Annotated in this window: 29 protein-coding genes; 13 read left to right on the forward strand and 16 right to left on the reverse strand. The window is 72.0% G+C overall.

What is annotated here, in order from left to right; genetic code table 11:
• Position 1 precedes the first annotated feature (1 nt).
• The 3 genes from ACYQ77_RS16890 to ACYQ77_RS16900 form a co-directional block, all read right to left on the reverse strand.
• A complete protein-coding gene (locus tag ACYQ77_RS16890; protein WP_459712290.1) occupies positions 2–247 on the reverse strand; it encodes a PNPOx family protein in 246 nt (81 codons plus the stop codon).
• A gap of 116 nt (positions 248–363) precedes the next feature.
• Positions 364–987, reverse strand: coding sequence for an HNH endonuclease family protein (locus ACYQ77_RS16895; RefSeq protein ID WP_459712960.1), 624 nt, complete (start codon positions 985–987; stop codon positions 364–366).
• A gap of 141 nt (positions 988–1128) precedes the next feature.
• Positions 1129–3717: a sensor histidine kinase gene (locus ACYQ77_RS16900; RefSeq protein ID WP_459712291.1), complete on the reverse strand. Its 2589-nt coding sequence runs from the start codon at positions 3715–3717 to the stop codon at positions 1129–1131.
• A 105-nt stretch (positions 3718–3822) separates the two neighbouring features.
• Here ACYQ77_RS16900 and ssuE point away from each other — a divergent pair, with 105 nt between their 5' ends.
• Together ssuE and ACYQ77_RS16910 are read left to right on the forward strand one after the other, a co-directional pair.
• On the forward strand, positions 3823–4365 hold the full coding sequence (gene ssuE, locus ACYQ77_RS16905; RefSeq protein WP_459712293.1) for an NADPH-dependent FMN reductase: 543 nt from the start codon (positions 3823–3825) through the stop codon (positions 4363–4365).
• A 261-nt stretch (positions 4366–4626) separates the two neighbouring features.
• The gene (locus tag ACYQ77_RS16910) at positions 4627–5004 is read left to right on the forward strand and encodes a hypothetical protein (RefSeq protein WP_459712962.1); all 378 of its coding nucleotides are present in this window, start codon (positions 4627–4629) and stop codon (positions 5002–5004) included.
• Between the two features lie 23 nt (positions 5005–5027).
• On the opposite strand, the gene ACYQ77_RS16915 is transcribed toward ACYQ77_RS16910, so the two are convergent.
• A complete protein-coding gene (locus ACYQ77_RS16915) occupies positions 5028–5363 on the reverse strand; it encodes a DUF6223 family protein (RefSeq protein WP_459712295.1) in 336 nt (111 codons plus the stop codon).
• A gap of 189 nt (positions 5364–5552) precedes the next feature.
• Between ACYQ77_RS16915 and ACYQ77_RS16920 the strand changes: the two genes are divergently transcribed.
• Both ACYQ77_RS16920 and ACYQ77_RS16925 read left to right on the forward strand, forming a co-directional pair.
• Positions 5553–6653 carry a sensor histidine kinase gene (locus tag ACYQ77_RS16920; protein ID WP_459712298.1) on the forward strand — a complete coding sequence of 367 codons (1101 nt, stop codon included), beginning with the start codon at positions 5553–5555 and terminating at the stop codon, positions 6651–6653.
• Positions 6650–7330, forward strand: a complete 681-nt coding sequence (locus ACYQ77_RS16925; RefSeq protein ID WP_459712299.1) for a response regulator — start codon at positions 6650–6652, stop codon at positions 7328–7330. Before ACYQ77_RS16920 ends, ACYQ77_RS16925 begins: the two co-directional genes overlap by 4 nt.
• Here the strand turns inward: ACYQ77_RS16925 and ACYQ77_RS16930 are convergent.
• The 9 genes from ACYQ77_RS16930 to ACYQ77_RS16970 form a co-directional block, all read right to left on the reverse strand.
• On the reverse strand, positions 7317–7619 hold the full coding sequence (locus ACYQ77_RS16930) for a DUF1905 domain-containing protein (RefSeq protein ID WP_459712301.1): 303 nt from the start codon (positions 7617–7619) through the stop codon (positions 7317–7319). The genes ACYQ77_RS16925 and ACYQ77_RS16930 overlap by 14 nt on opposite strands.
• 31 nt (positions 7620–7650) lie before the next feature.
• Entirely contained in the window at positions 7651–8487 is an 837-nt protein-coding gene (locus ACYQ77_RS16935; RefSeq protein WP_459712303.1) for a spermidine synthase, read from the reverse strand.
• A 39-nt stretch (positions 8488–8526) separates the two neighbouring features.
• A complete protein-coding gene (locus ACYQ77_RS16940) occupies positions 8527–8778 on the reverse strand; it encodes a hypothetical protein (RefSeq protein WP_396109108.1) in 252 nt (83 codons plus the stop codon).
• A 72-nt stretch (positions 8779–8850) separates the two neighbouring features.
• On the reverse strand, positions 8851–9006 hold the full coding sequence (locus tag ACYQ77_RS16945; RefSeq protein ID WP_459712306.1) for a DUF6131 family protein: 156 nt from the start codon (positions 9004–9006) through the stop codon (positions 8851–8853).
• 128 nt (positions 9007–9134) lie between these two features.
• Positions 9135–9845 carry a nitroreductase family protein gene (locus tag ACYQ77_RS16950; RefSeq protein ID WP_459712308.1) on the reverse strand — a complete coding sequence of 237 codons (711 nt, stop codon included), beginning with the start codon at positions 9843–9845 and terminating at the stop codon, positions 9135–9137.
• A gap of 3 nt (positions 9846–9848) precedes the next feature.
• The gene (locus ACYQ77_RS16955) at positions 9849–11057 is read right to left on the reverse strand and encodes a YcaO-like family protein (RefSeq protein ID WP_459712310.1); all 1209 of its coding nucleotides are present in this window, start codon (positions 11055–11057) and stop codon (positions 9849–9851) included.
• Positions 11041–11565, reverse strand: a complete 525-nt coding sequence (locus ACYQ77_RS16960) for a hypothetical protein (protein ID WP_459712312.1) — start codon at positions 11563–11565, stop codon at positions 11041–11043. The genes ACYQ77_RS16955 and ACYQ77_RS16960 overlap by 17 nt, the downstream gene beginning before the upstream one ends.
• On the reverse strand, positions 11562–12329 hold the full coding sequence (locus ACYQ77_RS16965; protein WP_459712313.1) for a hypothetical protein: 768 nt from the start codon (positions 12327–12329) through the stop codon (positions 11562–11564). The genes ACYQ77_RS16960 and ACYQ77_RS16965 overlap by 4 nt, the downstream gene beginning before the upstream one ends.
• Positions 12326–13177, reverse strand: a complete 852-nt coding sequence (locus ACYQ77_RS16970) for a MerR family transcriptional regulator (protein WP_459712315.1) — start codon at positions 13175–13177, stop codon at positions 12326–12328. Before ACYQ77_RS16970 ends, ACYQ77_RS16965 begins: the two co-directional genes overlap by 4 nt.
• 744 nt (positions 13178–13921) lie before the next feature.
• Here ACYQ77_RS16970 and ACYQ77_RS16975 point away from each other — a divergent pair.
• Both ACYQ77_RS16975 and ACYQ77_RS16980 read left to right on the forward strand, forming a co-directional pair.
• On the forward strand, positions 13922–14341 hold the full coding sequence (locus ACYQ77_RS16975; RefSeq protein ID WP_459712317.1) for a PASTA domain-containing protein: 420 nt from the start codon (positions 13922–13924) through the stop codon (positions 14339–14341).
• A 180-nt stretch (positions 14342–14521) separates the two neighbouring features.
• A complete protein-coding gene (locus ACYQ77_RS16980; protein WP_459712319.1) occupies positions 14522–15670 on the forward strand; it encodes an epoxide hydrolase family protein in 1149 nt (382 codons plus the stop codon).
• 45 nt (positions 15671–15715) lie between these two features.
• Here ACYQ77_RS16980 and ACYQ77_RS16985 read toward each other — a convergent pair whose 3' ends face one another.
• Positions 15716–17233: an amidohydrolase family protein gene (locus ACYQ77_RS16985; protein WP_459712321.1), complete on the reverse strand. Its 1518-nt coding sequence runs from the start codon at positions 17231–17233 to the stop codon at positions 15716–15718.
• Between the two features lie 119 nt (positions 17234–17352).
• Here ACYQ77_RS16985 and ACYQ77_RS16990 point away from each other — a divergent pair, with 119 nt between their 5' ends.
• The 4 genes from ACYQ77_RS16990 (at position 17353) to ACYQ77_RS17005 (ending at position 21760) form a co-directional block, all read left to right on the forward strand.
• Entirely contained in the window at positions 17353–17994 is a 642-nt protein-coding gene (locus ACYQ77_RS16990) for a methyltransferase family protein (RefSeq protein WP_459712323.1), read from the forward strand.
• Positions 17995–18275: 281 nt separating this feature from the next.
• Positions 18276–19454, forward strand: coding sequence for an LLM class flavin-dependent oxidoreductase (locus ACYQ77_RS16995; protein ID WP_459712325.1), 1179 nt, complete (start codon positions 18276–18278; stop codon positions 19452–19454).
• 51 nt (positions 19455–19505) lie between these two features.
• A complete protein-coding gene (locus tag ACYQ77_RS17000; protein ID WP_459712327.1) occupies positions 19506–20252 on the forward strand; it encodes a class I SAM-dependent methyltransferase in 747 nt (248 codons plus the stop codon).
• Between the two features lie 110 nt (positions 20253–20362).
• Positions 20363–21760: an FAD-binding oxidoreductase gene (locus tag ACYQ77_RS17005; RefSeq protein WP_459712328.1), complete on the forward strand. Its 1398-nt coding sequence runs from the start codon at positions 20363–20365 to the stop codon at positions 21758–21760.
• Between the two features lie 43 nt (positions 21761–21803).
• On the opposite strand, the gene ACYQ77_RS17010 is transcribed toward ACYQ77_RS17005, so the two are convergent.
• Positions 21804–22217, reverse strand: a complete 414-nt coding sequence (locus ACYQ77_RS17010; protein ID WP_459712330.1) for a hypothetical protein — start codon at positions 22215–22217, stop codon at positions 21804–21806.
• A gap of 9 nt (positions 22218–22226) precedes the next feature.
• Positions 22227–22571 carry a peptidoglycan-binding domain-containing protein gene (locus tag ACYQ77_RS17015; protein ID WP_459712332.1) on the reverse strand — a complete coding sequence of 115 codons (345 nt, stop codon included), beginning with the start codon at positions 22569–22571 and terminating at the stop codon, positions 22227–22229.
• A 156-nt stretch (positions 22572–22727) separates the two neighbouring features.
• Between ACYQ77_RS17015 and ACYQ77_RS17020 the strand changes: the two genes are divergently transcribed.
• The 3 genes from ACYQ77_RS17020 to ACYQ77_RS17030 all read left to right on the forward strand — a co-directional run bounded on the left by ACYQ77_RS17020 (position 22728) and on the right by ACYQ77_RS17030 (position 25458).
• Complete coding sequence (locus ACYQ77_RS17020) at positions 22728–23096, forward strand: hypothetical protein (protein WP_459712334.1); 369 nt, start codon at positions 22728–22730, stop codon at positions 23094–23096.
• 652 nt (positions 23097–23748) lie between these two features.
• Positions 23749–24867 carry a TIR domain-containing protein gene (locus ACYQ77_RS17025; protein ID WP_459712336.1) on the forward strand — a complete coding sequence of 373 codons (1119 nt, stop codon included), beginning with the start codon at positions 23749–23751 and terminating at the stop codon, positions 24865–24867.
• Positions 24868–24966: 99 nt separating this feature from the next.
• The gene (locus tag ACYQ77_RS17030; RefSeq protein WP_459712338.1) at positions 24967–25458 is read left to right on the forward strand and encodes a GNAT family N-acetyltransferase; all 492 of its coding nucleotides are present in this window, start codon (positions 24967–24969) and stop codon (positions 25456–25458) included.
• The last annotated feature ends 5 nt before the right edge of the window (positions 25459–25463 follow it).

Here is a 25463-nt window from a genome sequence, read left to right on the forward strand (position 1 = left end):
CTCAGCCCGCCACGTCCATGCGGAGGAACGCGTTGATGCGCAACAACTTCGGCGGACGGGACACGTCGACGTTCCGCGCCCAGTCCGAGCCGGGACCGTAGACGAGGACGAACACGTAGCCACCCTCGACCGGATGAGCGTCGAGGGGTGTGCGGTAGGTCCTGCCGGACCTGCGCCCCACGTGCGTCAGCACCGGCCGCTTACCGGCGGCCGCCGCCGTCCGCGTCGCCGTCGAGGCGATCAGCATGCGGCGGGTCGCGCAGGAACTGGGCGTGGAGCCTCGACGCCCTCGAAGCCCGCCGCACGTGCCAGTCCCGCCGGGGTGCTCCGGCAACCGGGGGCCCGGTTGCCGGAGCTACCCGGTCAGTAGGAGCAGGTGTTGAGCATGCTCTGCACGGCGGACTTCTCCGCCGACTGCAGGCTCAGCCCCCACCGGTACTTGGTGTGGATCCAGAACTTCGCGTAGCCGCAGTACGAACTGGTGCGCGGCGGCTTCCACGCGGACGGGTCACTGTCGCCCTTGGAGCTGTTGATCTCGGTGGTGACCGCGATCAGCTGGGGCCCGGTGACGTCGTTGGCGAACGCCTCGCGGCGTGACGTGGTCCAGCCGCTCGCGCCGGACCGCCACGCCTCCGCCAGCGGCACGATGTGGTCGATGCTGATCTGCGACGCCGAGTACCGGGTCACGCCGTCGTAGTAGGAGTACCAGCTGCCGGACGTCGGGTAGCAGTCGGAGCCGGTGCTCACGTTCGAACCGTCGCGTTTGAGCACCGTCTCGCGGGTGTTGCAGGTGCCGGAAACGGTGTGCCAGTGCGGGAACAGGTCCCGCGAGTAGCCGCTCATCGATCCCTCGGAGGCCACTCGCAGTGCGTTCAGTTCGGACTGCACCTGGGATTTCGACGGTACGTCCGGCGGGAACGCCGCTGCGTTCGGCGCGACGGCCACCGCCGTCACGGCGAACACCAGCAGCGCGACCACCAGGACCATCAGGCCGCGTAATGGGCGGGTGAGTTGCAGGGTTTTCACGGACGCCCTCCGTTTTTCGGTTGTCGGTGATCTCACCGTCGTGCAGCGAGGTGACGCGCACGTGCCACGATCATGACACTCCGGATACGCGGAAGTGGAGGGTCAGTCGGCGCGGACGGCGGCCGTCGGCAGCGAGATCACGATGGTCAGCCCGCCGCCGGGGGTGTCCTCCGCGCGGATCGTGCCGCCCATCGCGTCGGTGAAACCCCTGGCCACCGACAGGCCGAGCCCGAGGCCGTTGCTGGTGTCCCGGTCACCGAGCCGCTGGAACGGGGTGAAGACCGCCTCGGCGCCGCGTTTCGGCAGGCCCTTGCCGTGGTCGACGACCCGCAGCTCGACGCGGTCGGCGTACGTGCTCGCGCGGATGGCGATCCTCGGCTCGTCCGGCGTGACGCGGCCGTCGCCGTTCACGTCGACCGTGCGGGGTGCAGGCAGGACGCCGTGCCGCAGCGCGTTGTCGACCACGTTCGCGACCACCCGCTCCAGCAGGCCGGGGTCGGCGACCACGGCGGGCAGGTGCTCGGCGACGTCGACGGTCACGTCGGTGATCGGCCGGGCCCTCGTCTCGAGGCTGGCGAGCGCGCGGGCGACGACCTCGTCGTAGGTGACCGGCCGCAGCTGCGGCTGGACGGCGCCGGTCGCCAGGCGGGACGAGTCGAGCAGGTTGTCGACCAGGCCGGCGAGCTGGTCGCTGGACTCCTCGACGGTGGCGAGCAGCTCCTGCTCGTCGGCGTCGGAGAGCTCGATGTCGGCCGCGCGCAGGCTGCCGATCGCCGCCTTGATCGACGTGAGCGGGGTGCGCAGGTCGTGGCCGACGGCCGACAGCAGCGCGGTCCGCAGCTGCGTGGTCTCGGCGCGCCGCCGTGCCGATTCGGCCTCCGCCGCGGCGCGTTGCTGGCGCAGGGTCAGCAACGCCTGGCCCGCCGCCGCTTCCAGCACGCGGCGGTCGGCCGCGGGCAGGGTGCGGCCACGCAGCGCCAGGTGCACGTCCGCCGTCACCGGCACGTCCACGTCGGCCTCGTCCGGATCCGTGCAGCCCGCCGGGCCCGCGCACGCGATCTGCCGCCAGGCCCCGTCCTGCCGCTCCAGCAGCGCCACCGACGTCAGGCTGAAGTTCTCGCGGACCTTCTCCAGCAGCCGGGTCAGCGGCTGGTCGTGGCTGAGGACGATCCTGGCGTAGGAGGCGAGCAGCGCGGCCTCGGTGCGCGCGTGCGCCGCCTGTTCCGCGCGGTGGGCGGCGCGGCCGACCACGACGGCGACGATCACCGCGACGATCACCATGGCCACCAGGGTGATCAGGTTCTCGGGGTCGGCCACCAGCAGGGTGTGGTACGGCTCGGTGAAGAAGTAGTTGAGCAGCCCCGCGCTCAGGAACGCGGTCAGCAGTGCGGGCCCGAGCCCGAGCAGTCCGATGAGGACGGTGACGAGGAAGTAGCCGACCACGTCGGTGGACAGGCTGAGGTGGTCGCGCAGGAGCGTGCCGGCGACGGTCATCGCGGTGGGCAGCAGGATCGCGAGCGCCCAGCCGAGCAGGTGCCGCGGCGCGCCGAGGGCCCGGTCGGACGCGAGCAGGGCGACGCGGAGCCTGCGCCGCCAGCCGGGGTTGGCCTCGTCGTGGGTGACCATGTGCACGTCGATCGGGCCGGACGCCTGCACGACGGTGGCGCCGATGCCCTCGTCGAACAGCCGCGCGAGGCGGGACCGGCGCGAGGTGCCGAGGACCACCTGGGTGGCGTTGGCGCCGCGGGCGAAGTCGAGCAGCGCGGTCGGCACGTCGTCGCCGACGACGGTGTGGAAGGTGGCCCCGACGTCCTCGGCGAGCTTGCGCAGCTTGCCGACGGTGGCCGGGTCGACACCCGTCAGCCCGTCCCCGCGCAGCACGGTCAGCACCATCAGCTCCGCGCCGGCCCGCGTGGCGATCCGGCTGGCGCGCCGGATGAGGGTCTCGCTCTCCGGCCCGCCGGTGACGGCGACGACGACGCGTTCGCGTGCCTCCCACGTGTCGGTGATCGCCTGCTCGCTGCGGTACCGCCGCAGCGCGACGTCCACCTGGTCGGCCACCCACAGCAGCGCCAGCTCGCGCAGCGCGGTGAGGTTGCCGGGCCGGAAGTAGTTGGCGAGCGCGGCGTCGACGCGGTGTGCCGGGTAGACGTTGCCGTGGGCGAGCCGCCGCCGCAGCGCCTCCGGGGTGATGTCCACCAGTTCGAGCTGCTCGGCGCGGCGGACCACGTCGTCGGGGACGGTCTCGTGCTGGCGCGCGCCGGTGATGCGCTCGACGACGTCGTTGAGGCTCTCCAGGTGCTGGATGTTCACGGTGGACAGCACGTCGATGCCCGCGTCGAGCAGTTCCTCGACGTCCTGCCAGCGCTTCTCGTTGCGCGAGCCGGGGACGTTGGTGTGCGCCAGCTCGTCGACGACCGCGACCTCCGGTCGGCGGGCGAGGATCGCGTCGACGTCCATCTCGGTGAACTCGTGGCCCCGGTGGGTGACGTGCCTGCGCGGCACCTCCTCCAGCCCCGCCAGGAGCGCGGCGGTCTTGACGCGGCCGTGCGTCTCCACCAGGCCGACGACGACGTCGGTGCCGCGTTCCGCGCGGCGGTGGGCCTCGCCGAGCATGGCGTAGGTCTTGCCGACCCCGGGCGCGGCACCCAGGTGGATCCGCAGTTCGCCCCTTCGGACAGGAGTGGTCACGCGGACAGTGTGCTCCCCGCGGTGGGCGTCCAGCATGCGGACCGCGTTGCCCGCGCTGGGGTTCCGTGTGTGAATGAAGGCGTTCGCCGACCCCGTGGAGGTTCCGTGTCCTCGATCGTCGCGCTGGCGGGCAGCCCGTCGGCCACGTCCCGCACCGTCGCGCTGCTGACGCACGTCGCCACCGGGTTGACGGCCGACGGCCACGACGTGCGGGTGCTGCCGGTGCGTGCGCTGCCCGCCGGAGCGCTGCTCGGCGCGGACGCGGCCGACCCGGCCGTCGCGGCGGCGGTGGCCGAGGTCACCGCGGCCGACGGGGTGATCGTGGGGTCGCCCGTGTACAAGGCGGCGTACTCGGGTGTGCTGAAGACGTTCCTCGACCTGCTGCCGCAGGGCGCGCTGGCGGGCAAGGCGGTGCTGCCGGTGCTCACCGGCGCGGCGCCGGTGCACGCGCTCGCGGTCGACTACGCGCTGCGGCCGGTGCTCACCGCACTGGGCGCGCGGCACGTGGTCTCCGGGCTTTTCCTGGTGGACAAGCAGATCGAGCGCGCGCCGGACGGGGTGGTGCTCGCACCGGAGGCGCGGGCGACGGTCGACCGCGCCGTCGGCGAGCTGACCGCGGCACTGCCCGTCGCGGGTCAGGTGCGGTGACGCACGTCCGCGGTCGGCGGCGAGCAGCCACAGTGGACTCGACGCGGCCGCGACGCCGAGCCCGGCGCACCGACGAAGATCGCGTCGTGCCGTCCGCGGGGTCCACGCGATCCGCCGGTGCCGCGCCACCCGTGCCGAGGAACGCGGCGGCACCGTGCCCGCCACATGAGCACACCGCCTCCGGCGTTATCGTCGGGCCGGAGGTGGTGTGCGGTGGCAGCGACGGCGGTGTTCGCGGGGGTCGCGTTCACGTGGCTGGGGATGGTGCTGGCGATCTCGTTCCTGGAGGCGCCGCTGAAGTTCCGGGCACCGGACGTGACCGTGCGGATCGGGCTCGGGATCGGCCGCGTCGTGTTCCGGGCGTTGAACGCGGTCGAGGTGGCGCTCGCCGTCGTGCTCGCGGTGGCGGTGGTGTTCGGCGACGTGCCTGCCGCCGCCCTCGTACCCGGGGCGGTCGTCGTCGCGGTGCTCGTGGTGCAGCTGGCCGCCGTCCGCCCGGTGCTCAACCGCCGGTCCGACCGCGTGCTCGCGGGCGAGGACGCGCCCCGGTCCCACGCGCACCTGGCGTACGTCGCGGCCGAGGTGGTGAAGGTCGCGGCGCTGGTCGTGGCCGGGGTGGCGGCGTTGTCGGCCCTGTGACGCACGGGCCCGCACACCTGAGGTCAGGCGGTGGTGCGGGTGCGGGCCGGCACCAGCCACCCGAGGACGATCGCCGCAGGGCCGAGCACCACCGCGGCGCCCGCGCCGACCACGCCGTTGCCGGTGCCGGGTCCGCCGTCCGCGACCAGCAGGGTCAGCGCGCCGCCGACCGTCGCGATCACCCCGGTGGTCCCGGCGAACAGGGCGCCACCACGTCCGTGCCCGCCCCGGCGGGCACGGGACCTCGCCAGCACGCCGACGACCACACCGGCCAGGCCCACCAGCGCGGCCACCGTCGCCACCAGACGGCCAGAGGTGAGCCCGTAGTCGGCGGCCACCATCAGTTCCTGCGTGTTCATGAGTGCTCCTTCCACGGTTGCGATGTCGCCGAGCATCGCGGAACCGGCGGGCCGCGGCGTCGTGCCGACGTGGACACTTCGCGCTGCCGCGGGCGCCGTAGGAACGGCCGGACTACCACGGACGCGGTAGCCGGCTGATCGTCCCCGTGCGGGAGTCGCCGCGGCCTGACCGCGGCTAGGGTGCGACGCATGCGCAGGGCAGGGATCGGCGACTGGGCGATCGCCGCCGGGACGACGGCGGTGCTGGTCGGCACCGGGCTGTCCCGCGACCAGCACGGCCTGGCCGGCTACGCGTTGCTCGTCGTCAGCGGCCTGGTGCTCGTCGCGCACCGGCGGGCGCCGCTCGCGGTGCTGGCCGTCGCCGGGGTGTGCGCGCTGGCGCACCAGGCCATCGGCTTCGACGTGCCCGCGCTCGCGTTCCTCTTCGGCGTCTACGCCACCGTCCGGGCAGGACACCGGGTCGCGGCGCTCGTGAGCACGGTCCTCATGCTGGTCGCCGTCCCGGTCGCGCTCCTGGTGTCACCGCACGGCTTCCCGGTCGGCGAGGCCGTCACCCACGCCAGGGACGTGCTCCAGCTGGCCTGGCTCGTCGCCGCCGCGGCGGCCGGTGAGGCGGTGCGGCAGGCCGAGCGGCGCGCGGACGAGGCGGAACGCACCCGCGAGGAGACGGCGCGGCGCCGCGCCGACGAGGAGCGCCTGCACATCGCACGGGAGCTGCACGACTCGCTCACCCACCAGATCTCCGTCATCAAGGTGCAGGCCGAGGTCGCGGTCCACCTCGCGCGGAAGCGCGGCGCGGACGTACCCGAGGCGCTGGTGGCGATCCGCGACGCCGGCCGCGAGGCGGCACGAGAGCTGCGCGCCACCCTCGAAGCCCTGCGCAGCGACGACCGGTACCCGCCGCACGGGCTCGACGACGTCCCCGAACTGGTGCGGCGGGTGCGCACGACCGGGCTCGACGCGCGCCTGACCGTCGACGGCGACCCCGGTGACGTGCCCGCCGCGGTGGCGCGGACCGGCTACCGGATCGTGCAGGAGGCGCTCACCAACGTCACCCGGCACGCCGGGGCCGCGACCGCGTCCGTGCGGATCGACCACCGCCCCGGCGCCGTCGTCATCCGCGTCGACGACGACGGCACCGCGACGCCCGGGCACGCGCCGGAGCCCGGCGTCGGGCTGCTCGGGATGCGGGAACGGGTCACGGCGCTCGGCGGCCGCCTGCGTGCCGAACCCCGCGACGGCGGCGGTTTCACCGTCCACGCCGAGCTCCCCGTGGAGCGAACGCCGTGATCCGGGTCCTGCTGGTGGACGACCAGCCGCTCATCCGCAGCGGGTTCCGCGCGCTGCTCGACGTCGAGGACGACATCGAGGTCGTCGCCGAGGCCGCGAACGGCGCCGACGGTGTCGCGCTCGCGCGCAGGCACCGGCCGGACATCGCGCTCGTCGACATCCAGATGCCCGTGGTGGACGGCATCGAGACGACCCGGCGCATCGCGGCCGACCCCGAGCTGGCCGGTGTGCACGTCGTCATCCTCACCAACTACGGCCTGGACGAGTACGTGTTCAACGCGCTGCGTGCCGGTGCCGCCGGGTTCCTCGTGAAGGACATCGAGCCGGTGGACTTCCTGCACGCGGTGCGCGTCGCCGCCCGGGGTGACGCGTTGCTCGCCCCCTCGATCACCCGCAAGCTGATCGACCGGTACGTCACCCTGCCGCCCGGCACCGGCACCGGAGCCGGGCTGGACGAGCTGACCAACCGCGAACGCGAGGCCGTCGCCCTCGTCGCGCATGGCCTGTCCAACGACGAGATCGCCGACCGCATGGTGATCAGCCCGCTGACCGCGAAGACGCACGTCAACCGGGCGATGACCAAGCTCCACGCCCGCGACCGCGCACAGCTCGTCGTCCTCGCCTACGAGTCCGGGCTGGTGACCCCGCGCGGCCGCGGTCGCGTCACAGATCGATGAGCTCGACCGACACGCTCGCGACGTCGCCGGGCGACAGCCCCTCCGCCGTGCGGACGGCGCGTTTCACCGGCAGCACGTAACAACCGCTGCCGCTGTCCGGGAAGACCGACGTGGTCCAGACGCTGCCGCCCAGCACCACCCGCACCCGCACGGACCCGAAGCCCCTGCCGGAGCCCCCGGCCACCTCCCGGATGTCGTCGGACGCGTCCTCGGGTAATCGCACGAACGTCCAGGTGTCGGTGCGCCTGGCGTCCCACACCCACAGCTCGGCGTCGAAATCGATGACCACGGCAGCAGCATCGCACGGGCCACCGACAATTCTAGGAGACCTCGCCGAGGCCCCACGTCCCCTTGGGCGGTGTCGGTGACCGGGTCGCGGTCTCGTCGGTGGTGGGCCGGGCGCCGCCGGTGAACCGGGCCAGCGCGTCGCCGTGCTCGACCCGGCCGGGGAACGCGTCCCCGGCCAGCATGCGCGCGAGGTCGGCCACGGGCAGCTCGGCCCGGGACGCGACGAGGATGAAGTTCCCGAAGCGCCGCCCGCGCAGCACCGTGGGCTCGGCGAGGACGCACACGTGCGGGAACACCGCCATGGCGGTCGCGACCTGCGCCCGCACGAACGCGAGCTGCCCGCCGTCGGCGACGTTCGCCGCGTACACCCCGTCCGGCGCCAGCGCGCGGGCGGTCAGCGACACGTACTCCACCGACGTGAGGTGCGCCGGGGTGCGTGCCCCGGCGAACACGTCGGCCACGACGAGGTCGAAGGCCGCCTCGGGTGCCTTGGCGAGCACCGCGCGGGCGTCGCCGTGCCGGACCCGCAGCCGCCACGTGCGGTCGAGCGGCAGGTGGGCGCGCACCAGCGCGACGAGCGCCGCGTCGATCTCGACGACCTGCTGGCTGGAGCGGGGCCGCGTGGCGGCGACGTAGCGCGGCAGCGTCAGCGCCCCGCCACCGAGGTGCATGGCACGCAGCGGCGCACCGGCGGGCGCGACGACGTCCACGACGTGCGCGAGGCGGCGCACGTACTCGAACTCGAGCCGCGTGGGATCGTCCAGGTCGACGTGCGACTGGGGCGTGCCGTTCAGCAGCAGCGTCCACGAGTCGGGCACGTCCGGGTCGGGCACGAGCTCGGCGACGCCGGAGTCGACCTCCTGCGTCACGGTCTCGTCACCCCTGCGGCTGCGTCCCACCCCACCAACCTAACGCGGGGCGGGGATCCGTTCGTCATCGAGCGGCGCCGTGGCCACCGGGTGCTCCACGAGCGCGAGGACCTTGCCCGCCATGAAACGCGCCGTGCGCACGGGGCTGCCCGTGCGCGTCACCTCCACGACCTCCACCACCCCGCGGCCGATGCTGACCTCCACCCGCCGCCCGGCCCGCGTGGCCGCGACCTCGTAGGTGCGCACGGTGTCCCCGGCGTCGACCACGATCTCGACCCGGTCACCCTTCATGGGACGAGTATATCAAACAAACGTTCGAAGGGGTGCCGCCAGCCTGAGCCGACGGCACCCCGGCACGAAAGGTCAGAACCAGTGTTTGCGGCCGGCCACCGCGCGCCCGGTGCTGCCGAGAACGGCCAGGATGGCACCGACCACCAGCAGGATGATTCCAATCGTCCACAGGATTGAGATGTCCGCGATGAACCCGATCACGAGCAGGATGGCACCCAAGACGATCAACGGAGTACTTCTTTCTGCAAGGGGCGCGAGTACCGCGCCGCGGCCTCAAGTTGCTGCCACGGCAGATACCCGCCACAACCGGCCTGAAACGAGCCGAACGGCCTAATGTCCCTCGGCAACCGGGCGTTTCAACCCGGGTGACCGCACACGGCGGCCACGGCGAACCGGACCGGCTGCCCGCGCAAGCCGGCCAGCGCGAGGACGTCGGCGTCGACGGCGCCGCCGAGCAGGTGACCGGCCAACCGGTGGCGGGCCAGGCACAGCGCGATGTTCTGGGTCGCGGCGCCGACCTCGATCAGGCCGAACCGCCCACCGCGCTGGCCGTACTTCGCCAGCACGGGCTCGTCGGCCAGGACGAAGACCATGGCGATCGCCGGGCTCGGCCCGTCCGGCGCGGCGCCCAGCAGTGGCGCGAGTTCCGGCCACCCCGGAGCGGGGCCGACGGCTTGCAGGGCGTGGCGATCCGGGTCGTACCGGGTGACGTGGCCGTTCAGCGGGTGCCGCACGTTGAGCAGCACCGGGTAACAGCGCAGCGGGTTGAGCCCGCCTGCCGACGGGTGGGCGCGCCGGCCGTCCGGTGTCGCCGACAGCGTGTCGAGCACGACGCCCAGGGTGCGGGCGGTCATCGCGCGCCGGCTGAAGGACCGGCCACTGCGGCGGTTGACGTACCAGCGCCGCATCGGGCCGGCCGGTCTGGCCAGCGGGTGGTACCCGGTCGGCAGGGTGAACGGGTCGAGCGTGCCGGCCGGCGACCGGTGCTCGGCGAGGCGTTCGGTCATGCGGCGCTGGGTGAGCCGGGTGAGCCGGCCTGCGGTCCAGAACTGCTCGTAGTCGTCCACCGGTCAGCCCAGGGGATGCGGGTGTGCGCTGGGAAAGGAGGAACGCGCCGGCGCCCACGGGTAACGCCACCGCACGTCGGCGGTCCGCCCGCCCAGGTGCGGCCAGCGGTGGTCGGCGTGCAGCGGGGTCAGGTCCGGGCTGAGGACCCGCATGACGTGCAGGCCGACGGCGCGTGGTTCCGGAGTGGTCAGTTCCCGGTACGCGAGCCGCACACCGTTGCCGTGCAGCGTCGACACCAGTTCGGTGAGCTGGGCGGCGGGCCCCTGGGATGGCGAGTCCGGGCTCGGCCGGGTGATCTGCCCGGACCACAGGGGCAACCGGTGCCAGTCGTCCGGGTGCCCGGCGTAGTACGCGGCGTGCGTGTCGAAGTCGGTGACCTGCGCCGGGGTCAGCCTCCGGTCCGGGTTGTTCGCCAGCCACACCGACACGAACACCGTGCCCTGGCACCATTCCAGCCACGCCTTGTGCACCGCGTCCGCCCAGCTCGCGCGGCAGGCGAGCCCGAGCGTCGGCCGCTGCCTGCCTGCCAGCGGGAGGGTGCCCGCGACCGCGGCGACCGGGTGCGGGCTGTAGGCGGGGGTCAGGTCGAACGCCGTGACGCGGCCGCCCAGTTCGGCGACCGGAGTGGACAGTTCGGCGGGCAGCGGGACCTGGCGGGCGGGCAGGCCGTGCAGCCAGGTGACGGTGAACGCGTCCCGCTCGACGAGTTCCTGCGTCGCGCGCAGCAGCGCTCTGGCCGGCGACGAGCCGGCCGCCAGCCCGGACGAGGTCGCGGGCAGGCCGTGCGTCGCGGCCAGCCCGACGAGCCCGGCGGGCACCCACACCGGCTGGTTGTCCGGCAGTGTCCACGCCCGGGCGTAGCGGACGTCGCGGTATCCGGCGGCGTAACGGAAACCGGGGCTGCTCCGTTGCCGCGCGCTGTGCAGGGTGAACGAGCCGAGGGGCCACCGGAGATCGGTGGCGGCCGGGACGACCGACTCCAGCGGGCAGCAGGCGGCCGCGTGGCGTTCCAGTGCTTCGGCGATGGCCGCCTGCCGCGCGCCCGGTCCGGCGCCGCCCGACGTGCCGCCGGTGACGAACGGTTCCGGCACCGCCGCGAAGCCGGGCACCGGCACGTCGGCCAGGGTCAGCGGCACGGCGCTCACCCTGGCGACGACACCCTGGCGCCAGCCCACGGCCCGGTCCAGCATCGCCTCAGCCACGGTGCGCACGGCGGTAGCACCCGGAGAGGCTGATGAGGATCAGCGGCAGGAGCAGCAAGCCGGCCACTTCGACCGTCATCACGGTGAAGAGCGCGAGGACGAACTCGGCGACCCACAGGACGGTGCCGGCGGCCAGCCGGAGCAGTCCGGCGAACGGCCTGGCGGCGCCCGAGGCGATGGGGATGGCGAGCGTCCACAGTCCGGCCACCAGCAGGGCGACCAGTTCGACGCCGACGAGGTGGTCGCCGACGAAGCGGCCGACCGCGGCGTCGTCGAGGAGCGCGACCAGCAGTGGAGCGACGGCGATCAGCGGACCGAGCATGACGAGGACGACGGCGGTGGGTGCGCGCCGCCCCGCCCGTCGCAGGTCGGCGTTGAGCCCCTCGGCAAGCCACGCCGACGTGGTCACGACGGAGGTGACGCAGCAGCAGCAACAGCAGCACGTCGGCGTCGCGGCGGTGGCCGTGGCACCCGCGCCCGGGGTGAACTGGTCAGGTACGCGGATCAACGTCGTCATGTTTCCTCCCAGGGCAGACCAACGCGGCCGACCGTCTCCTGTGGACAGCCGCGGCAGCCGGCCGACGGCAGCACGTGTTCGGTCGTGGTGGTCAGGTCGTCGAGGTCGCACGTGACGACCCGCTCCAGCAGTGCCAGCGATCCGGCCCCGGCGCGCCGGACGGCGTGCGCCGCGATCGCCACCGACAGCGCCGGATCGGTCAGGCCGCGCGGGAGGTCCGGCGGCGGCCGGTCACCCCACCGCCGGGTGACCCGCAGCGCGAGACAGCCCAGGCAGGCACTCGCGCCGGGCACGACCAGCGGCCCGATCGAGACGCAGTGGTGGTAGGCGAGGTCGAGGAACAGGTGCGGCCGGTCGAACCGGGCGGCGGCCACCTCCTGCCACGTCGAGGTCGTGCGCACCACGAGAACCAGATCGGGTTCGTGCTCCACAACGGACATCGCGTCGGCGACCGCCGCACGCAGCGTCGGCGGTTCGGTGCCCAGGATTGCCAGGGACACCGCAAGATCGGGTCGCGCGGGCAGTCCGGCGGGGCGAAGCGCACCCAGTCCGCGCAGCCGCGGGACCAGGTGGCGTACCGAGTCCGGCATGCGGTCCGGGACCACCCGCGCGTCGCCGCCCGGCCCGAACAGTGCCACCAGGAACGCGGCATCGGCGGGCCGCAGATCGGGCAGCAGGTAGGCGAGGTCGGCTCCCGCGGTCAGCTCCACCCCACCGTCGACGGCGAACGCCCGCCAACCCGGGTCCACGAGCAGCGCCGTCATGACCCGCTCGACCCCACCGGGTCTCCGTCCTCGGCGTTCAACTCGGCGAGGAACCCGCGGATGTCGGGTGTCTCACTGGGCTGGGGGCGTTCGAACAGGGCGGGCACGGGATCGTCCAGCCAGCCGGGGTCGTCGCCGTCGGCGGGCAGCAGTTCGTGCCGCCGCGCGAACTCCTCGGCGGCGTCCCGAATCGACTCCCGCAACGCGGCGACCACCACCCCTTCGGCGACACCGGCGAGTTCCTCCAACATCGCACGCACCACCCCGAGCTGATCGGGCGCGGCAGCGTCCGCACCGATCCGCGGCCACAGCCGCCGCTCGAACAGCGCAACGAAGTTGGCGGCGATCTGGTCGGTGGCCTTCCGCAACCGCTCGTACTCGTCGACCACCTCGGCGGGCGGCACGGCCAGCGCGCACAACCGCAACCCGCTCTCCAACGCCCACCGCCGGGTGTAGGGGCGGCCCTTGCGCCAGGTGAGGAGGCCGAGCTGGGTCACCCGTCGCAGCAGCCGGGGTCGCAGATCCCGCACCGAGACGAGGGACCGCATCTGCGACACGTGAACCGGCACCCAGTCGTCGGGCCCCCCGGTCAACCCGAGCACGTCGGCGACCGTCGCACCCTGAGCACGGGCGTCGATCAGCTCAGCGATCGCGGGCAGCGAGAACCCCCTGTCCTGCAACCGCTGGACGAGCGCCAGGCGTTGCAGGTGGGACTGGTCGTACCGGGCAACGCGCCCGACACGGCGCGGCGCGTGCAGCAGCCCTTTGGTCTGGTACATGCGGATCGTGCTGCTCGGCAGCCCCGACCGCACGGCCAGCTCGTCGATCGTCAACTCCGCCTCGGACACCAGCCCATCGTGCGCCCTCAAACTCTACGAGTCAAGACTCTTCGAGTAATCACTCGAAGAGTTGGTGGTGCTCACACAGACAAGCCCGGCGGCGCGTTGCACTCCGGTTCAGCCCGGACGGCACCCTGTTCGTAACCACCGACGTGACGTGGGACCGGCGGGATCCGGCGCAATGCGACGCCGAGGGCTGGCGGGAGGACACGACAACCCGCGTCTGGAACATCACCGACATCGCCCGGCCACGCCTGTCGGCAACGCTGCCGAACTCCTCGTCGAGGGAGGCTGCCATCGGTGACATCGACCTGCCGTCGGAACGGCAACCAGCGGGTGCGACCTGGCGTCCGTCGACACCATGGGGCAGTTGACGATGTGGACCTCTTCGCATCGCGCAGGCCGAAGATCTCCCTTCGAGCGACCGGCCACGAGTCGATCCCTGCCGGCATGGCGTTTTCTGCCGACGGCACGGCTTTTCTGGCCGTCCTTCCGGTGAGAACCGGGGAGCGGCCCAGTCTCGTCACCCCGGACCGCGCGGCGAAAACGACGACGCGGAACCGAGCCGGAAGTCCAGCCGATCGGGCTTCCCGCAAAGGAATTCTCCGGTGAAACAGCGCTTTCCCGTACACCGAACCCACCGTGCGAGGCAGCCCTGAGGAGAACCTCAGCGCTCGATCGGGTGAATGCCACGCTGTCTCGTAACGTTGAGACGAGACCTCACGATGGCGTGGTTGATCGAGGGAGGCACGCATGCGGGTGTGCACGGGACGGGTGGTGGCCGGGGCGTTCGCCGTCCTGCTGGCGGCCGGCGGGTGTGGCGCCGGTCCGGCGGGCAACGGATCGACCACCACCGTGACCGTCCAGGAACCGCCGGGGACCGTGGCTCCTCCCGCGGCCACACAGGAATCCGCGCCCCGGCGGGCCGCCGACCGCTGGGTGATGCCGGATCTGGTCGGCGCGACGCTGCAGGACGCGCAGGACCGGATCCAGTCGCTCACCGCCGGTGCGGTGTTCTTCACCGGCTCGCACGATCTTGGCGGTCAGGACCGGAACCAGGTGCTCGACAGCAACTGGCAGGTCTGCTCCCAGAACGTCGCGCCCGGCGCCACCCTGACCCCCGAGTCGCGTGTGGACTTCGGCGTGGTCAAACTCGGGGAGTCGTGTCCCTGACGTGGACACCTGCGATTACCCGTTCGCAGCACGGCGAGAGGCAGGGTAGAGTCGCGTCGTCAGTGTCGAGAGGAGGTGAGCCCGGTGATCAACACAACTCGTGCCAGGGCGCTCCTCTCGCTCCTCCGCGTTCACTGACCCTCACGTGGGGAGCGCCCTTCCTCGTCGGAAGGTCCACCTTTGTCCCCCACATTCCGCATCCACGTCCCCGACGCCGAGCTGGACGACCTGCGGTCACGGCTACGCCGCTCCCGCTTCACCACCGCCGTCGGCGCGCAGCCGTGGCAGGGCGGCGCCGACCCGGCCTACCTCCGCGAGCTTGTCGCCTACTGGGCCGACGGCTTCGACTGGCGCGCACGGGAAGCCGAACTCAACGCGCTCCCCCACCACCTCGTCACGATCGCCGGCCGGGCCGTGCACTTCGTGCACCTCCGGGCCGACCGGCAGGTGGGGGCGCCCGCGCCGCTGCCGCTCCTGCTGTGCCACGGCTGGCCGAGCAGTTTCGTGGAGATGCTGCCGCTGGCCGACCGGCTCGCCAACCCCGGCCGCTACGGCAACGATCCCGCGCACGCCTTCGACGTGGTGGTCCCGTCGCTGCCCGGCTTCCTCCACTCCGAGCTGCCGGACCGGCCCGTCACCCGCGCCGTGTTCGCCGAGACGCTGCACACGTTGATGACCGACGTGCTCGGCCACCGCCGTTACGGCGCGTTCGGCGGCGACATCGGCTCCGCCACCACCTGCTGGCTGGGCGCGCGCTACCCCGAGCACGTCGCGGGCATCCACACGATCCACCCGCCCTTCCCCGCCGACTTCGACGACCCGCCCCTCACCCCGGCGGAGCAGGCGTTCCTCGCCGCGGAGGAGACCTACGACCGGACCGACGGCGGCTACAGCGCCATCATGGGCACCCGCCCCGACACCATCGCCGCCGCGCTGGTCGACTCGCCGGCCGGGCTCGCGGCGTGGATCGCCGACAAGTGGCGGGACTGGTCCGACTGCGACGGCGACCTCGACGGCCACATCGACCGGGACACCCTCCTGACGACGATCACCCTGTACTGGGTGACCGGGTCGATCGGCTCGTCGTTCCGCCAGTACGCCGACTTCGACCACAACACACCCCGCCCCCGCATCACCGTGCCCGCCGCATTCACGGTCAGCGCCGAACCCGTCATGACCGGCTTCCCGCGGTCGATCGCGGAACGGGCGTGCACCGACATCCGGCTCTGGCACACCCCGGGACGGGGCGGCCACTTCATGCCGCTGGAGGAGCCTGACCTGCTGGCGGCCGACATGACCGCGTTCTTCTCCTCGCTCCGGCAACCCTGACCGGCCGTCCTGAGCCGGGCCGTGGCGGCCCGGCTCAGGACCGCGTCACGACGCCGGCGCGGCCGGGGCGTGGCACGGGCACCCGGCGGTGAGCGGTGCGCCGGCCGGTATGCCGGCCGCCGCGGTTTCCACGTCGCGCAGGAGTTGTTCGCGGGCCTGGTGGTCAAGGTAGCGCCCGCGGACCATCACGCCCGCGATGCGCCGCGTGTTGCGGATGTCGTGCAGCGGGCTGGCGGTCAGGACGACGAGGTCCGCGGCGTGGCCGGGGGCGACGCGGCCCGCGCGGGTGCCGAGGTAGCGCGCGGGTTCGGCGGTGGCGGCGTGCAGCGCGTCCATCGCGGGCACACCGGCCGACACCAGCAGCGCCAGCTCGTCGTGGGTGGAGAAGCCGGGGACCATGCCCGGGGTCGCGATGTCGGTGCCCACCATCAGCGTGACACCCGCTTGGTGCAGGTCGAGCACCAAGCGTCGCTGTGCCTCGAACAGTTCCGCCCAGCCCGCGTCGAGCGCGGGGTCCCGGCCTTTCAGGTACACCTCGCGCAGTGCGAAGTCCAAGGCGAACAACGCGGGCGCGGGCAGGTACTTCCGCCGCGGGTCGTCGCGTTCGCTCAGCGCCCTGGCGTGCGCGAGGCTGTCGTGCATCGTGAGCGTGGGGACCATCCTGACCCGCCGCCGGGCGAGCCTGTCGTACAGGCGGCGCGCCTTGACCGGGCTGTGGGTCCGCATCGCCGCGTACTCGATCGGGTGAGTCCGGTTGAACCACCCGTTGTAGTCGCCGAGTTCGAGCCTGACCCTCGCCAGGTCCGCGCGCAGCCGCTCCTCCTGCGTGCTCGTCGCGTAGAAGAGGCCGTACAGGTGCTCGATGGTGCCCATCCCGAGATCGGCCGCGTCCGCGACCGGGACGGCGTCCGGCACGTGCCCCGCGAACCGCACGCCCTGCCGCCCGGCCTCCGCGGCGATCGCGGCGAACGCGGACCTGGACAGTCGCGAGTAGACCTTGATGAAGTCCGCGCCCTGCGCGACCTGCAGGCGTACCGCCGCACGCGCCTCCGCCCCGTTGCCGACCTGCACCACCGGCAGGTGCTCCGGGTTCCAGATGGACGGTCGGCCGTCGACGATCCGGCTGCCGACCGTCCACCGTGGACCCAGCAGCGCGCCTGCCTCGATCCGCCGCCGCCAGTCGTGCACGGTCGGCGTGCCGGACATCTCCCGCACGGTCGTCACCCCGTTGGCGACGTAGAGCGGCGGTTCTACGGCCGCGAACCCGTTGCTGTGCACGTGCAGGTCGGCGAGCCCGGGGATGACGAACCCGCCACGCACGTCGACGACCGCGGTCCCGGCCGGCACCCGCACCGAGCGGCCGACCGCCGTGATCCGGTCGCCGCGCACCAGCACGGTCACGTCCGGACGGACCTGCCTGCTCCCCGGGTCGATCACGGTCGCGTGGACGAACGCGGTGCCGTCGTGGGTGCGGGGCGCGGCGGTGGCAGGCCGGGTCAGGAGCCCGGCCGCGCCCACGGCGACCGCGGCGCCGAGGACGGTACGTCGTGTGTGGTCGGTCATGCGCTGATCATCGGCGCGCCGCGCATGCCCGCCCATCCGGCGAACCCGACAGTTCGAGGTGGGGAGAACCCCACTGGTAATATGCATACATTGCTATATGAGCATGCTTGGAGGACGTGGTGGAACGGTTGACGGGCGGGATCGGCGTGGCCGGCTACGTGATCTTCGTGGTCCTGGCGTTCGGGGTGCGCGCGGTCGTGCACCGGCGGCGAACCGGGTCGGCCGGGTTCAACGGCATGCGGGGCAGGCCGGGTTCAGCGGAGTGGTTCGCCGGGGTGTTGTTCGTGGTGGCGGTGGTCGCGGGCCTGGTCGCGCCTGCACTGCAGGCGTTCGGCGTCGTGGGGCCGCTCGCGGTGGTGGACGGGTGGTTCACCCGAGGGGCGGGCGTGGTCGTGGCGCTCGCGGGGATCGTCGCGACGCTGTGGGCACAGACCGCGATGGGCGACTCGTGGCGGGTGGGCGTGGACCCGCACGAGTCCACGAGGCTCGTCACGAGCGGCCCGTTCGCGGTGGTGCGCAACCCGATCTTCACGACCATGACGGTCGCCGGGCTCGGGCTGACGCTGCTCGCACCCAACGTCGTGGCGATCGCCGCGCTGGCGGCACTGGTCGCGGCGGTCGAGTTGCAGGTCCGGGTCGTCGAGGAGCCACACCTGATCAGGGTCCACGGCGAGGCGTACCTGGCGTATGCACGACGGGTCGGCAGGCTCGTACCCGGCGTCGGCAGACTGCGGACGGCGAGTGCCACAGTCGGCGGATAGCCCTGGGTGCCAATGGTTACCGCCGCGGTCGTCGGTCCGCTGACGGGGCTCGCCGACGCGACTGGCTCGCCCCTGGTCGTGGGGCGTGGCCGCCTCGGCGGCCGCGGCTGCTGGCCGAGGGACACGGCGAGCCGGACCAACTCGGCGATCCTCGTGACGATGCGCGTTCCCGGGCGGCCCGCTGAAACGCGCGGGTTGGTCGACGGGAAGACCTCCTTCCGTAACGATCCGGCCTCCCACGGTGACTATCTCCTCGGGGTACCCGAGGTCATGGAGGCCGCATGAAGATCGACCTGTTCAACGAGATCCAGAACCCGCGGCCGTGGCCGGAAGGGCATGAGCGGCAGCGGTTCCGCAACGCCATCGAGCAGGCCAAGCTCGCCGACGAGCTGGGTTACGGGTGCTGGTGGCAGGTCGAACACCACGGCGCGGGCGAGTTCAGCCTCTCCTCCGCGCCCGAACTGCTCCTGACCGCGATCTCCCAGCACACCAGCCGGATCCGGCTCGGGCACTCCGCGGTGCTGGCGCCTGCGCGGTTCAACCACCCGATCCGGGTCGCCGAGCGGGCCGCGACGCTCGACATCCTCAGCGGCGGCCGGGTGGAGCTGGGCCTGACCCGGTCGACGATCCCGGAGTGGCGGCTGTTCGGCATCGACCCCGGGACCGTCCGGCCGCAGACGCAGCAGGCGTTCGAGATGATCCCGAAGATGTGGACCTCGGACCGGTTCTCCTACTCCGGGCCGGACTTCGAGATCGACGACGTGCCGATCCTGCCCAAACCGCTGCAGAAGCCGCACCCGCCGCTGTGGCAGGCGGCGGCGAGCCCCGGCTCGTTCGAGGACGCGGGCAAGCGCGGTGTCGGCGTGCTCGGCACCACCATCTGGGAGTCGATCGAGCGCGTCGAGCGGATGATCAAGCTCTACCGGGCCGCGGCCGAGCAGTGCACCGAACCGGTGGGGTCGTTCGTGAACAACCAGGTCGCGTACTTCACCTTCGTGCACTGCGCCGAGACCGACGAGCAGGCCATGCGCAACGGCGCGGCCGCGGCGGCCGCCTGGTACACGGTCACCGCGCTGACGTTCTTCGAGGCCGCCGCGGAGTTCAGCCGCGGTCTCGAAGAACAGCAGCGGCTGATGGCCGACCAGGCCAGGGACAACCTGGCGGGGCAGTTCTTCCGCGACGAGGTCGCGGCGACCCCCGGCCCGACCGACGGGCAGCTGCTGATCGGCCGGGTCGTCGCCGGCGAGGAGGTCTCCGACGAGGAGATCTTCGAGGTCCTCAGCGCACAGGACTCGCTGATCGTCGGCAGCCCCGACACCTGCCGCAAGAAACTGCGCAAGTACGCCGACCTCGGCATCGACCGGCTCATGTGCCTCCAGCAGATCGGCAGCATCGGCGACGAGGAGGTCATGACCAGCATCCGCCTGATCGGCGAGCTGATCCCGGAGTTCGACCGCTGACCGTGCGTGGCCGGCCTGTCCGATCGCGCCGGCGGCGGCTAGCGTCGTCGTGTGGTTCGGGACGTCTGGCAGGCCGGCGACGCGTACGAGGCGTACGTCGGGCGGTGGAGCAGGCAGGTCGCGGCGCGGTTCGTGCCGTGGCTCGGGGTGCCGGCCGGGCGGCGGTGGCTGGACGTCGGCTGCGGCACCGGTGCGTTGAGCGCGGCCGTGCGGGCCGCGGGCGGGACGGTGGTCGGGCTGGACCCGTCCCGCGGGTTCCTCTCCGGGTCGCCGGACGTCGTGGTCGGGGACGCGCGGGCACTGCCGTTCCGGACAGGCTGGTTCGACGTCGTGGTGAGCGGGCTCGCGCTGAACTTCGTGCCCGCGCCGGACGTCGCGCTGGCCGAGATGGCGCGCGTGGTCGTGCCGGGCGGCACGATCGCCGCCTACGTCTGGGACTACGCCGACGGCATGACGATGATGCGGCACTTCTGGGAGGTGGCGCGGGAGGTGAACCCCGACGCCCCGGACGAGGGCGAGCGGTTCCCGCTGTGCCGGGCCGACGCGCTCGCCGAGCTGTGGCGGGCAGGCGGGCTGACCGGCGTCGCGGTCGAGGGCATCGAGATCCCGACCGTGTTCGCCGACTTCGACGACTACTGGCGGCCGTTCCTCGGCGGTCAGGGCGCCGCGCCCGCGTACCTCATGTCGCGTCCGGCGGAGGAACAGGAACGGCTGCGGGCACGGCTGAGCGCCCGCCTGCCCGCCCGCGATCTCCGCCTCACCGCCCGCGCGTGGGCCGTGCGCGGCACCTCGGGGTAGGCCTGCGCCGCGGAATGCCCCATGGTCCGCTCGGTCGGCGGTTGTGGGTGCGCTCGGCCGCTCCGTACAACGGACGACGCACGTCGTCGATGTACGAAGGAGCGTCCGGGGTGACGGATCAGGACTTGGTGGGTACCGCGTTCGACGGGCTGAGAGCGAACTTCCGCGGGGAGTTGCTCGAGCCCGGGAGCCGCGCGTACGACGAGGCACGCGTGGTGTGGAACAAGAGGGTGGACCGGCGGCCTGCGCTGATCGCCCGCTGCACGGGCGTCGCCGACGTCCTCGCGGCGCTCGCCGCGGCACGCGAGTTCGGCGGCGACGTCGCGGTGCGCGGCGGCGGCCACGACGTGGCGGGCAACGCCGTGTGCGAGCGCGGCGTCGTCATCGACCTGTCGCCGATGAAGGGGGTGCGGGTCGACCCGGTCAGGCGGGTGGTGCGCGCGCAGGCCGGGCTCACCTGGGCCGAGCTGGACCGGGAGACGCAGGCGTTCGGTCTCGCGACGACCGGCGGGCAGTGCTCGTCGACCGGGGTCGCCGGCGTGACGCTGGGCGGCGGCTTCGGCTGGTTGATGCGCACGCACGGGCTGACCATCGACAACCTGCTGTCGGTCGACGTGGTCACGGCGGACGGGCGGCTGCTGACCGCGAGCGAGGAGGAGAACCCGGAGCTGTTCTGGGGGTTGCGCGGTGGCGGCGGCAACTTCGGCATCGTCACCGAGTTCGAGCTGCGGCTGCACCCGGTGACCGACGTGGTCGGCGGCCTGCTGGTGTACCCGGGCGAGATGACGGCCGACGTGTTCGCGTTCTACGGCGAGTGGGCCAGGAACGAACCCAACTCCGTCACGTCCACCGTCCTCTCCCTCACCGCGCCGCCGATGCCCGCGCTGCCGCAGGAGATGCACGGGAAGCCCGCGGTGGCGATCGGCGTGTGCTACAGCGGTCCGCAGGAGGACGCCGACGCCGTGCTCGGACCGCTGCGCGCGTGGGGCCCGCCCGCCGCCGACATGATCGCGTCCATGCCGTACCTCACGCTGCAGAGCATGTTCGACGGCATGCCTGCCGGGGACTACGGCTACCACCAGAGCATCCGCAGCTGCTACCTGCCCGAGCTGTCCGGCCGCGCGATCGAGGCCCTCACCGCCCATGTCGCCGACGCGGTGTCCGACCAGTGCATCGTCGAGGTGATCCACCTGGAGGGCGCGATCAGCGACGTCGCGGAGCCCGGCACCGCGTTCCCCGGCCGCGACGCCCGGTTCTTCTGCATGCTGCAGTCGACGTGGACCGACCCAGCGGACGCGGAGTCGCACACGGCCTGGACACAGGCGGGCTGGGAGGCGGTCAACGAGTTCTCCGACGGGCGCACCTACCCCAACTTCCTGGACGGCGCGGACCCGGCGTCACGGGTGGCGGACTCGTACGGGCCGCGGAAGATGGCTCGCCTGGCCGACCTCAAACGCGAGTTCGACCCGGCGAACCTGTTCCACCTCAACAAGAACATCGAGCCCTGACGTGGGCGGGGCGCTCGACCGGTGCGGTCGAGCGCCCCCTCCGTCACTGCCCGCCGTCGTCGTTCGACGGGCCCGCGAGCGCGCCCACCTTGTCCGCTTCGGTGCCGAGTCCCTGTTCCAGCCGGTTGAGGTTGTCGGCCACCACCGCCATCTCCTGCGCGTCGGCCCCTTCGTTCTCCTCCTCGGAACTGTCGCTGTCGCTGTCGTCGTCGCGGGCCGCGATCTCGCGGCACTTGAACGCGAGCCAGGTGATCGCGCCGGTCATGCCGACGAAGCCGGCGGTGACCATCCCCGCGCCCGCGTTGATCGTCGTGTTGCCGCTGCCCGCCTCGGCCTCGTTGGCCTGCGTGCCGAGCACGATCGCCGCCACACCGCCCGCCATGCTCAGCAGGCCGGCGATGATCGTGGTCACCGGCGTGACCATCGACGTGTGGTCCTCCGGGGTGCACTTGCCCATGGGTCCTCCTCAGGCCTGTCCGGTCAGGACGTCGACGTCGATGCCGTGGTCGCGCAGGAACTGCCGCATGCCGTCCTCGGTGATCTCGTACTGGGCCAGCGCCGCCAGCCACGGGAGCTCCGACCAGTCGACGGTCAGCGACTCCGCGGCGGTGAGCTTGTCCCACGTCGCGTCCCCGACGACGCCGTCCGCGGGGAGCTGGTGGTCCTGCTGGTACGAGCGCACCGCGGCGTCGAGCACGTCGCCGAACACCCCGTCCACCCGGCCGGCGTCGACGCCCTTGCTCTCCAGCACCTGCTGGAGGTAGGTCACCCACTCCCCTTCGTCGCCCCGTTGCAGCCGCACGTTGGCCATTCGCCGCCTCCGCAGTTCGTCGTTGATCACTTCCCTGCCAGTTCTCGCACCCGGCGGTCCCCCCGCGCGACGCGCGCAGGGGTGGCCGATGGGGCAGGGAACGACGTCGGACCGTCGCGGGCGTGTGCGCGGGCGGTTACCGGGTATCAGGTGTCGATGGCCACATTCCGGCACAGCGTGCTAGTCCTGTCCGCGGCGGTCCTGGTCCTCACCGGGGCGTGCGGCGAGTCCCCACCGAGCCTCGACACGACGCAGACCCAGCCACCCGCGGGCGGCACCACCTCGGCACCACCCACCGCAGGCGGCGAACCGGTCCGCCTCACCGGCACGGTCGACGCAGGCGCGGAAGCGAACTGCCTGGTCCTCGACACGGGCGACGCCCAGTACGTCCTCCTCGGCGGTGACCGCGACCAGCTCGCGCCGCGGCGGCGGGTCGTGGTCACCGGCGTGCTCGAACCGGACACGGCGACCTCCTGCATGGCGGGCATCCCCCTGCGAGTGGACGAGGTCGCCCCGGCGCGATAGCACTCGACATCGCCGCCCACATGCGCGATCAAGGTTCTGCGCAGCCGTCGCTCGTACGGCTGTCGTGCCGCGAACGCGGAGCCGAAGTGGCCGACGACCAAGCGCGAACCGCGGGACTGCAGTGTTTGCGAGTCACGCCCTGCGCCTCATCGATGTGGCGGACCTCGAGAGCGGTCGCGAACCGTCGGCCTTCGAGGGACCGGCTGTGCACGACTGCGCAGAGACCCACGGTCTCTAGCAGCAGAAGCATGGATCGCTAGGCGCTAAATGTATCAATGCGTGTGTGATTTACGCCATAGATCATTTTTACGCGCCGCAGTCGGATTCGACCGTTACATGACTCTCAGCTACATCTATGTCACCTGTGCGCAGCTTGTCCACAGGTTATCCCCAAAAGGATCAACATTCGGAATGCCAAGCTTGTAATTCGGTCGTCAAGGCTGTCGGGGGTCCCGGTTAAGCTTCGCCCGAGCGTGAAACACCCCGGACGGTCCTGGGTGTACCGGACCGCCGGGGTGCCTGCTTCCTAGGGCAGGGCATCAACCTACCAAGATCTCGACACGCGTTACCACATCTGGTGGTCGTTTGTGACGTGGTCGTTGAGGGTCCGGCACGCTCGATCTGCCGAACGGCAAGATCGGAATGCCACACAATGACTGCAGCTAACACGGCTAGTGCTGACGACCCGAAGCCGAAGGGGCGACGGACGCTCAACCAGTCGGACGTCCCCGCCTACACGCTGAAGGAGGCACTGCGCGTAGCCGAGGCGATTCGCGACCAGTTCGCCAAGAAGCCGACCACGCCGCTCAATCTCGCCGTCGCGCTGGACATCGCGCCGGCCGGCACCGTCTACAAGATGCTCTCCGGCTCAGCCGTCGCGTACGGCCTGACCGAGGGTGCCGCCCAGGCAGCATCGATCGCGTTGACCGACCTCGGCCGCCGGATCGTCGCTCCCGTCGAAGAGGGTGACGACAGAGCCGCGATGCGCGAAGCGGTGCTCAAGCCGCGCGTGATCCGGGAGTTCCTGCAGAAGTACGACGGCTCGCCGCTTCCCCTGCCGAACATCGCGCTCAACGTCATCGAGCAGATGAACGTGCCGGAAAACGCCCTGCAACGAGCCTACGACATGATCATCAGGAACGCCGAGGAACTGGGCCTGCTCCTTGAGCTGAAAGGCAAGAAGTACGTCCGCCTCGACAGCGTCGGGACCCTCTCCCGCAGCGAGCGCGAATCCACGAGCGAAGTGGACCCCGACACCAATGTGATTCCATACCCCACGCCGGTTGAAACCGAGTACGACGACGAGGCCGTTCCGGAACTGCCCGCCCGGCAGATCACCGATCCGGCCCCCAACAACCGCGTCTTCATCACGCACGGCAAGAACTACAAGGTCGTCGAGCAGATCCAGAAGATTCTCCGCTTCGGCAAGTTCGAAGCCATCGTCTCCGTCGAAAACCAGACCCTCGCAAAGCCCATCCCCGACAAGGTCATGGACGACATGCGCAGTTGCAGCGCGGCCATCGTCCACGTCGGCGCCGAACGGAAGCTGCTCGATGCCGAAGGGAATGAGCACACCGAGATCAACCCCAACGTGCTGATCGAGGTGGGTGCCGCGATGGCGCTCTACGACCGCCGCTTCGTCCTGCTCGTCGAGCGCGGAGTGGTGCTGCCGTCGAACCTGCACGGCCTCTGCGAAGTTCGGTACGAAGGCGAACAACTGGACCATGATGCCACGATGAAGCTGCTCGAGGCCTTCAACAATTTCCGTTAGCCGAATCGAACGGTGGGGTCGGTTAGGTCACCGATCCCACCAACAGATCCCAGTAGGAGCTGTGCCGCTGAACCGCAGAGCGGTGTGTACGGTGCTCCGGTGCCCGTGATCGAACGTCTTCGGCCTGACCACGCCGCTGCCGTGCTCCTGTTCGAGCAGGAGAACCGCGCCTACTTCGCGGCTTCCGTGCCCGACCGGGGGGACGACTACTTCGCCGAGTTCGATCAACGGTTTCGCGGTCTGCTGGCCGAGCAGGACGACGGTGTGTGCCACTTCCACGTGGTGGTCGGCGGCAACGGCGAGGTACTCGGCCGGGTGAACCTGGTCGACGTGGCCGACGGGTCGGCCGAGCTGGGGTTCCGGATCGCGGAGAAGGCCGCGGGCCGGGGACTGGCCACCGCCGCCGTGCGGGAGCTGTGCACGACCGCGGCGCGGGACTACGGGTTGCGGAGCCTGTGGGCGTCCGCGGCGGTGGACAACGCCGCCTCCCGGGCCGTGCTCGGCCGCGTCGGGTTCGTGCCCACCGGTGAGGAGGTCGTCCTCGCGGGCCGGGCCGGGCATCGGTTCGTGCTCGGGCTGGTCCGCGGTTAGGCTGG

The organism is Actinophytocola sp. KF-1 (assembly GCF_054661535.1).

What these genes read in the sequence shown, in the direction of transcription:
- ACYQ77_RS16890 (WP_459712290.1), bottom strand. Translation starts at nt 247, where the DNA reads ATGCTGATCGCCTCGACGGCGACGCGGACGGCGGCGGCCGCCGGTAAG.
- ACYQ77_RS16895 (WP_459712960.1), bottom strand. Translation starts at nt 987, where the DNA reads ATGGTCCTGGTGGTCGCGCTGCTGGTGTTCGCCGTGACGGCGGTGGCC.
- ACYQ77_RS16910 (WP_459712962.1), top strand. Translation starts at nt 4,627, where the DNA reads ATGGTGCTGGCGATCTCGTTCCTGGAGGCGCCGCTGAAGTTCCGGGCA.
- ACYQ77_RS16915 (WP_459712295.1), bottom strand. Translation starts at nt 5,363, where the DNA reads ATGAACACGCAGGAACTGATGGTGGCCGCCGACTACGGGCTCACCTCT.
- ACYQ77_RS16920 (WP_459712298.1), top strand. Translation starts at nt 5,553, where the DNA reads ATGCGCAGGGCAGGGATCGGCGACTGGGCGATCGCCGCCGGGACGACG.
- ACYQ77_RS16940 (WP_396109108.1), bottom strand. Translation starts at nt 8,778, where the DNA reads ATGAAGGGTGACCGGGTCGAGATCGTGGTCGACGCCGGGGACACCGTG.
- ACYQ77_RS16960 (WP_459712312.1), bottom strand. Translation starts at nt 11,565, where the DNA reads ATGACGACGTTGATCCGCGTACCTGACCAGTTCACCCCGGGCGCGGGT.
- ACYQ77_RS16965 (WP_459712313.1), bottom strand. Translation starts at nt 12,329, where the DNA reads ATGACGGCGCTGCTCGTGGACCCGGGTTGGCGGGCGTTCGCCGTCGAC.
- ACYQ77_RS16975 (WP_459712317.1), top strand. Translation starts at nt 13,922, where the DNA reads ATGCGGGTGTGCACGGGACGGGTGGTGGCCGGGGCGTTCGCCGTCCTG.
- ACYQ77_RS16985 (WP_459712321.1), bottom strand. Translation starts at nt 17,233, where the DNA reads ATGACCGACCACACACGACGTACCGTCCTCGGCGCCGCGGTCGCCGTG.
- ACYQ77_RS16995 (WP_459712325.1), top strand. Translation starts at nt 18,276, where the DNA reads ATGAAGATCGACCTGTTCAACGAGATCCAGAACCCGCGGCCGTGGCCG.
- ACYQ77_RS17010 (WP_459712330.1), bottom strand. Translation starts at nt 22,217, where the DNA reads ATGGGCAAGTGCACCCCGGAGGACCACACGTCGATGGTCACGCCGGTG.
- ACYQ77_RS17015 (WP_459712332.1), bottom strand. Translation starts at nt 22,571, where the DNA reads ATGGCCAACGTGCGGCTGCAACGGGGCGACGAAGGGGAGTGGGTGACC.
- ACYQ77_RS17020 (WP_459712334.1), top strand. Translation starts at nt 22,728, where the DNA reads ATGGCCACATTCCGGCACAGCGTGCTAGTCCTGTCCGCGGCGGTCCTG.
- ACYQ77_RS17025 (WP_459712336.1), top strand. Translation starts at nt 23,749, where the DNA reads ATGACTGCAGCTAACACGGCTAGTGCTGACGACCCGAAGCCGAAGGGG.